This is a genomic window from Rhodomicrobium sp. Az07, assembly GCF_018619475.1.
Taxonomy (GTDB): Bacteria; Pseudomonadota; Alphaproteobacteria; order Rhizobiales; family Rhodomicrobiaceae; genus Rhodomicrobium.
This window is the reverse complement of record NZ_JAHFZG010000021.1, coordinates 46,222-53,499: the sequence shown is the minus strand read 5'-3', so window position 1 is coordinate 53,499 and position 7,278 is coordinate 46,222. Positions and strand designations below refer to the sequence as shown.

Genomic DNA, 7,278 nt, shown 5'->3' with positions numbered 1-7,278 from the left:
CACGGCGGAACATCCCTTCGGAACCATCAAGTTCTGGATGGGTTCGGCACACTTCCTGATGAAAAGGCTCGGCAATGTGAGGACAGAGATGTCGCTCCAGGTCCTGTCCTATAATATGAAGCGCGTCATGACTATCCTCGGCGCGCCCGGACTACTTCAGGCGATGCGGGCCTAAAAACTAAAGAGGAAGACTTGCTGCTCTCGTGGGGGCTGCGACGCCGCTTCGAGGCTTGTTGCCCGCTTCCATAGCTTGATACCGGGCGTCATCGCGGATCCATCGCTCCAAGGCGGCTGCTGAACTGGCCGCGCCTGCCTTGGCCCTGTCATGCCGAAATGATGACTTCTCGCACAGCCTCGGCCAGAAGGTTGGGTCCGGCAAAGCCGCGCGGCGTCGCATGAAAGGCGCCGGCGGCTGCGCGACCGCCGCGCACTTCAGCGGCGCCGACCGCACTTCGCTACTTGAGCGCACTTCGGCAGGCCGTCGGATCCGCCATCGGGCCGCGATGTGCCGCCCACATGCGCCTGTGTGAACGTGCACACATGTGGGTGTATGGCGAGGCCTATGAGCGCGCGCCATGTTCCCGATCGGGAATATGGCGATCTAAAACGGCAGTTTTCCGCGCAGATGTTCCCGATCGGTAACATTTGCTTGCCGAAGGGTGGAATCCGGTGTTAATGTTCCCGCTCGGGAACACACACATGACGACCAAACAGACCAGAACCAAGGATTCGCAAGAGCAGCGGCTCGCGGAGCGTTTCGGCGCGCTGGTGCGGCAACGCCGCGAAGCCCTGAAGCTCCGGCAGGATGACCTCGCGCTCGCCGCCAATGTCGGGCGCCGGTTCATCGTCGAGCTGGAGGCCGGAAAGCCCAACTGCCAGCTGGGCAAGGCCCTCGCCGTGGCGGCTGCCGTCGGCCTGAAGGCCTTCAAGCCTGTGGAATCCTCTCCTGATGCCCTGCTGCCGGACCTCCCCGAACTGAAAGACGAGCCGGGTGCCTGAACTAGCCGTCTATTACGAAACCCGCCGCGTGGGCACCATCGAAGTCGGGGCCGACGGCCCTTCCTTCGCTTATGACCAGGCATGGCTCACGACCAGGGGCGCGTTTCCGGTATCGGTGCTGATGCCGCTGTCGGCGCAGCCGGTGCCGTCCCAAATTTTCCTGCCGTGGGCATCGAACCTCCTGCCCGAAGGCGCCCAGCTGCGGGCCATCGGGCATACGCTCGGCGCCTCCCCCGAGGATGTCATCGGCATCCTGCGGGAAATCGGCCGGGACACAGCGGGGGCGCTTTCCATCGGCCAGCCGGGCTCGACCAGTCCGGGCGACTGGCGCCCGATCGGATCGCCCGAAAACCTTGAGCGGATCATCAACGAGCTGCCCCGCAAGCCGTTCCTTGCGGGCGAAGACGGCGTGTCCATGTCACTGGCGGGGGTACAGAGCAAGATCGGCGTCGCCGTGGATGGCGAAGGGCAGCTTTGCATTCCGGTCGACGGAGCGCCGTCCACCCACATCCTCAAGCCGGATTCCACGCAGCTTTACGGCAGCGTCCAGAACGAGGCGTTGTGCATGGTGTTGGCACGCCGCTGCCGCCTGAACGTGCCGGTGGTGACAACGGGGGCGGCCGGGGCGCGAAGCTACCTCCTCGTGAACCGCTATGACCGCATCGAGCAGGACGGGCGTTGGCGGCGCCTCCATCAGGAGGATTTCTGCCAGGCGCTCGGCAAGCCCCCTTCCGCCAAGTATGAGGCCAACCAGACCGGCATCCGGGGGCCGACTCTTGCCGACATGTTCGCCCTCACCCGCGCGGCGATGCAGGCACCCGACATCATCCGGTTGCTGGATCAGGCTGTGTTCAATGTGCTGGCCTGCAATACCGATGCCCACGCCAAGAACTACTCGCTCCTTCTGGGCAGCCGGGGGGCCAAGCTGGCGCCGCTGTATGACGTGATGTGTGCCGATGCGTGGGACGGGATTACCCGTAACCTTGCCCAGAAAATCGCTGGCAAGAACCGGGGCGAGCACCTGAAGCGCCGTCACTGGGAACGCTTTGCCGAAGATTGCGGCCTCAATCCCGCCCGCGTGGTGGGACGTGTGGCTTCTCTGTCCAGGCTTGTCCTGCGGGAGGCGGCTTCAGCGGAGGATGCAGTCGCCGCCATGCCCGCCGGTGGTCATGGGCTCCTGCCTGCGTTCCGCGAGGCGATTGAGCGGCGCGCGCGCGCCGTCCTTGCCGGGCTTGAGGACGGCAGCGCGAGCGAGGGAGATGCGAATACCTGAGCGGACATGTGTGCATGTCATCGTGAACGCATGCGGACGTGAAAGCATGACGAATCCGGCTGAGTGGGCGATTCAACGACAAAGCCCGCCGGATGGCGGGCTTTGGGGCTGGTCCCGGTTAAGGGAGCAGCCAGTAGTGTGTTTGCGGCGCATACCCGTGCTCGCGGGACTTCTGTTCCCCATTGCAAGGGTACGAAAGTTGGGTACGCATATGGGTAAGCAGGCCCTGTGGGGGTCTGCTATATACGTGAATTTCCGAGACAGCTTGAGGTTGGCTGGGGCGCCAGGACTCGAACCTGGGAATGGCGGAATCAAAATCCGCTGCCTTACCGCTTGGCTACGCCCCAAATGGAAAACTGCCAAGTTTTTGGAGTTTCACGGGGTTTAACATCGATACCACGGGGGTTCAAGGGGGAACAGAGGGCGAACTTCGGTATTTTGCACCCACATTGCACCACACCGAAAAACAATGAGTTTTGCACCGACACCGCACTGCACCCACATGTTCTCTTCTGTTTTTACACGTGTACGGATCGATTTCGCTCGAACCCGACGTGGCGGGCGTTCGAGCTTTGCCTTCACCCACAGGACAACGCCTTTCCAGACAGCGATGACCCGCGCGCGCCGGAACGTCGCCTCGTGCCGTCTGTGCGCGACGACAGGAGCGCCTCATGATTGCAGATGATGCTCGGACACAATTTCTGGAAGGCATCTTGATCGCCCTGCGCACGTTCGCGCTTGTCGGTGGCGTCCTGAGCTTTGCATCGATCGGCGCGCATCTGATCAAGGCGAAAGCCGACAAGCCCACCCAGTCGGCGAAGCGGAAAGCGGCTCCAAGTTTTTTGCGGTGTTAAATTCGAAGAGCTGACCATTTGAACTTGCGCCTGTTCGTTCGGCTTTGGCCAAGTAGAAACGGGGGCTTCGCGGGATCATGAGGTCGATGCAGGATCTGATCCATAAGCCTCGGCAATTGCTTGAGCCCAAATCCTTCTACGCTCGACGGCGACACAAGCGCTGCTGCTCCGGAGAGTAGGGAAGCGAGCCCTGCGTCGCTCAAGTCCGTCGCCTCGACCAGAAAGGGAGCAAGGCCGGACGAGCGGTCAAGGACATCGATCACGTTCTCGTTTTCCCATCCGCGATGACCGACGATCACGAGACGGGGTGCGCGCGGCCCCAGTCTTTCCACAAGCTTTCGCCACACCGCGAATAGAAAGGTCATGTTCTTTCGCGGTTCGATCGTACTCACAAGCACAAAATACGGGATATCGGCTCAAATTGCCGTCCAGCTTGGAGGTATCGATCAGATGTGTTTCGTGCGGGATGCGCAACTCGGCGACGGTTTCGGCCAGAGCTGCATCGCCGGCGTCGTAGGCCAGCATCATGACCAGCTCGGCCGTGTCGGCTATCTGCTCCGCACGCCGAAGCCAATGCGAGACTGCGGTTGCCGTGTCCTGGGCCTTATCGACCGCGATCGCGACGGCGAGCTTTGCACGCTTCGCGGTCTTGAGCGTTATCGGCCAGGCATGGCGCAGCACCGCATCTTGAACAGACGAGCTGTCGAACCGCGTTCTGGTTCGCTTCAGGGAGTGATGGTAAATCGTCTCGCCTGGAACAGCGTGGGTGTTTTCTCGCACCCAGTTCCGCGGTCGCGCCGGCGTCAACACTGGAAGCGATTGCGCCTGTGCGTACAAGGACAACCAGACGTCTCCAGAGTTGCAATACTTGAAATCGTCCCATGCCATCTCGATTGCACTCGAGTGGAAGCACGGTGCGTTTGTTGCACCCATGTGTACGCCGCGATCCGTTTCGAGCGCATGACCGAAGTGCAACGTAATCGCGCGAGAGGTGGGCTCGTAGTAGCGGACTATCGGCTGCCGAAGAAGCACACCATGCGTTGCGAAGATTGCCCGCTTGCAGTGTGCCGCCACCTTTGAGGTCATGACATCGACGAAGTCGGGTGGGAAGATCAGATCGTCATCGAACTCCTCTGCCCCATCGAAAAGCCGGATTTCCGGCTCCCTCGTTAAGAATTCGCGTGTTCCGTCCGAGGAACGATTATCGACGATTGCAAAGTGGCGGACGCCAAGACGTCGATGGTGCTCGAGAAAATCTGGAATTCGTCGATGCAGCTCAGAGGGCGAACTTCGGTATTTTCTCCCAAGCCGCTCCCCCATGGAATTCAAGGGGTTTCGCTCCCACATCGCTCCGATGTGCACCCACGTTGCACGCTGATGTTCTCTTCTGTTTATAGACGTGTACGGATCGATTTCGCCGAGCCAACCCGGCCATTTGAGCTTTACCTTCACCGTCTGACGGCGCCGTCGCAATAAGCCGCCGCCGACGCTCAAGTCCGTCCGAGATAAGATTTGCAGCGTCGTTGCGCATTGGTTTCCGGCGCGACGTTGTAATTCCGGAGCATGACGCACGCGCGCCTCCGCCGCTTCACGGGATTAACCCCGGCGCATCATTAATCTTCAAATATTTGCAGAAATGCTTTTTACTCTCCGGAAGCAAAGCTGCGCATCGCAGCCTTGTCTAGATCGGCCTGCGCTTAATCGGACTCGATTTGACGCGGAAAAGCTGATCGACAACGGAAACCTACAGAATCGTGCCGCGTCTGATTTGCGGCACGAGGCTGAAACGTATTCAAGCGAAGTCGCACCGAGTGCCTGCCCATCGAATGAAGCGGAAATTCGCCGCCCTGGAGCAATGCATAACGGGCTCGGGTAACTTCGCGAAACCAGCAACGGGCGCCCGATCCGGCGCCGTCTTCGGAGCGAGCATTGGACAAGTTTCGGTCAGCTTCCGGATCCCAGGTGAGAACGTGCGAGGGCTTCGGCGCCTCGCGGCAACCCGCATATTCGTGTCACAGCGCTCATTCGACCGCGTTGTTCGGGAACCGGTACGACGAGCGTCCGACCGCTCGAAAGCGAGCCGCCCGGCTTCGTGACCGGAACACTCAACCGCCCTCCCTCCCCGCAGCGAAGCCCGGACCTCCGCACCCCTCGCCGTCAGGGAACGTAAACCACATCTTCCAGCATCGACTTGCACGCCATGGCGATTAAGCGGCGCAGCCTCAAACCTGACCGGCGCAGGCGCATAGAGCGCTCGGGTGCCAAACTCAGGCTCGCGGTCGCGATCTCTGCATTCGGGGTCGTGGTCGGCACCGTTCTTTTCTTCTGCGCCGCTGTCAAGGAAGCGCGCTCCTACGCCGAGAGTCGCGCCTGGAACGATATCGGCACCCTGTCGGCCGCGTTCGAGGAGCAGGCGCGCTCAAACCTTGAAATGGTCGGAAGCGCGATGCACTTCCTCAAGCCGAAACTGGCGGCGCAGGGAACGAACGTCAGACTTGTCGACTGGGAAAGCTACCTTCCCGCGGTGGCCTCTTGTTCATGCATTGTGCAAATCGCTTTCGTGGCCCCCGACGGAAGGCTGCTCGCATCGTCTCTGAGCCAACGCTCGCCGCCCGTGGATCTTTCCGATCGCGACCACATTCGCGTTCATCTGGAGGGGCGGCCTGGCCTCTATTTCGGTCGTCCGGTCATCGGCCGCATCTCGGGGCAATGGACGATCCAGATCAGCGACCGGGTGGACGGTCCGGGCGGGGAACTCGCGGGCATCCTCGTTTTTTCGCTTTCGCCCGTTTCGCTTACGACCCTCCAGCAATCGGTCAACCTTGGCAAGAGCGGCAGCCTGATGCTGGTGGGCACCGATGGCGTCATTCGGGCATCGTTCTCCAACCGGCAAAAGACCGACGTCGCGCTTGTTGGAAAGACATACCCGAACCTGGAGGAGATCACCGGCGGCCAGCCCGCCGGGCAAAGGCGCGCCCACGATTCGCTCCACAACTCGGACACGTTCTTGCGCTGGCGCAAGGTGGGCAACTATCCGCTTCTGGTTTTGTCCGGGATCGCCGAACCGGAGGTTTACGCGGCCGTCGACAGCGCCGCCGCCAAACTGGGAGCGCTTTGCGCGGGCGTGCTTGCGCTCCTTCTCACCCTGAGCTGGGTTCTCGTCCGGGAGAGCGGCCGCCGCGTCGAGCGGGAAATCGCTCTGTACGACGGAAGCCGCAGGCTGGCGCTGGCGAACGACAGCCTGCGTCGCCGTCACCGCCAGCTTCGCAGAACGAGCGGGGCTCTGGCGGCAGAGCGCGGGCGGCTTGAGCGCGTCAACGTCGAACTGAAGACCGCCAAGGAGCAAGCCGACGAAGCCAACAGGCTGAAGACCGCCTTTCTCATGACCATAAGCCATGAATTCAGGACGCCGATGCACGCTATCCTGAACTACGCCGTGTTCGGGTTGAAGGCGGCGCGCGGACACGACGAGATCCGGCTGGATAAATGCCTGACGAATATCAAGACGGCGGGCGATCGCCTTCTTGGCATGCTGAATGCGCTGCTCGATCTGTCCAAGCTCGAATCCGCCTGGTCGGATCTGGACATGGAGCGCGGAAATCTCATGGACGTGGCCCGGAATGCCGAAGTCGAACTCGGCTCGCTCATCGAGGATAAAGCTCTCCGCGTGCAATTCGAGGCGCGGACAGATGAGCTTGAGGCCGTGTTCGATGCGCGGCGCATGATGCAGGTTTTCGTCAATCTGTTTTCAAACGCGATCAAGTTTTCTCCGCACGGCGGGACCATCTCCGTCACCATAGCCGATGCGGCCACGCCCGACGGCAGCGCGGCGATCCACTGTCATATAGAGGATCGCGGCATCGGTATCCCGGAGGACGAACTGGATCGCGTGTTCGATAAATTTGCCCAGAGCGGCAAGACGAACATCGGAGCGGGCGGATCCGGGCTCGGTTTGACGATCTGCCGGGAAATCGTTCGGCTGCATGGCGGCCGGATCTGGGCAGCCCCGTCGACAACGGGGGCTTCGATTCATTTCGAAATCCCGAGAGCCGGACCCGAGCGGATATATCATACCGCCTTGCCTAAGCATTGACCTGCGGCGTCGACGATGGCGTCCTAATCGTCGAGCAGCCGGTGCGAGAGGAAGCGCTC

6 protein-coding genes, 1 tRNA gene and 1 pseudogene are annotated in these 7,278 nt (G+C 61.4%); 5 read left to right on the top strand and 3 right to left on the bottom strand.

The features are described from left to right. The 3 genes and pseudogenes from KKP04_RS15605 to KKP04_RS13880 form a co-directional block, all read left to right on the top strand. A pseudogene (locus KKP04_RS15605) lies at window positions 1–175 on the top strand (IS5/IS1182 family transposase); the annotation flags it as partial. A 524-nt stretch (window positions 176–699) separates the two neighbouring features. Continuing rightward, window positions 700–999, top strand: coding sequence for a helix-turn-helix domain-containing protein (locus KKP04_RS13885; protein ID WP_215032796.1), 300 nt, complete (start codon window positions 700–702; stop codon window positions 997–999). After that, window positions 992–2,272, top strand: a complete 1,281-nt coding sequence (locus tag KKP04_RS13880) for a type II toxin-antitoxin system HipA family toxin (RefSeq protein ID WP_371818816.1) — start codon at window positions 992–994, stop codon at window positions 2,270–2,272. Before KKP04_RS13885 ends, KKP04_RS13880 begins: the two co-directional genes overlap by 8 nt. Window positions 2,273–2,544: 272 nt before the next feature. Here KKP04_RS13880 and KKP04_RS13875 read toward each other — a convergent pair. Further along, a tRNA-Gln gene (locus KKP04_RS13875) sits at window positions 2,545–2,619 on the bottom strand. Window positions 2,620–2,985: 366 nt separating this feature from the next. On the opposite strand from KKP04_RS13875, the gene KKP04_RS13870 reads away from it, so the two are divergent. After that, window positions 2,986–3,126 (top strand): hypothetical protein, encoded by a 141-nt coding sequence (locus tag KKP04_RS13870; protein ID WP_215032790.1) that lies wholly within the window; start codon window positions 2,986–2,988, stop codon window positions 3,124–3,126. Here KKP04_RS13870 and KKP04_RS15985 read toward each other — a convergent pair. Both KKP04_RS15985 and KKP04_RS13865 read right to left on the bottom strand, forming a co-directional pair. Beyond that, a complete protein-coding gene (locus tag KKP04_RS15985; protein WP_371818815.1) occupies window positions 3,123–3,491 on the bottom strand; it encodes a hypothetical protein in 369 nt (122 codons plus the stop codon). The genes KKP04_RS13870 and KKP04_RS15985 overlap by 4 nt on opposite strands. Further along, window positions 3,373–4,698 carry a glycosyltransferase family 2 protein gene (locus tag KKP04_RS13865; protein WP_215032787.1) on the bottom strand — a complete coding sequence of 442 codons (1,326 nt, stop codon included), beginning with the start codon at window positions 4,696–4,698 and terminating at the stop codon, window positions 3,373–3,375. Before KKP04_RS13865 ends, KKP04_RS15985 begins: the two co-directional genes overlap by 119 nt. A gap of 628 nt (window positions 4,699–5,326) precedes the next feature. On the opposite strand from KKP04_RS13865, the gene KKP04_RS13860 reads away from it, so the two are divergent. After that, a complete protein-coding gene (locus KKP04_RS13860; protein ID WP_215032784.1) occupies window positions 5,327–7,219 on the top strand; it encodes an ATP-binding protein in 1,893 nt (630 codons plus the stop codon). Window positions 7,220–7,278 lie beyond the last annotated feature (59 nt).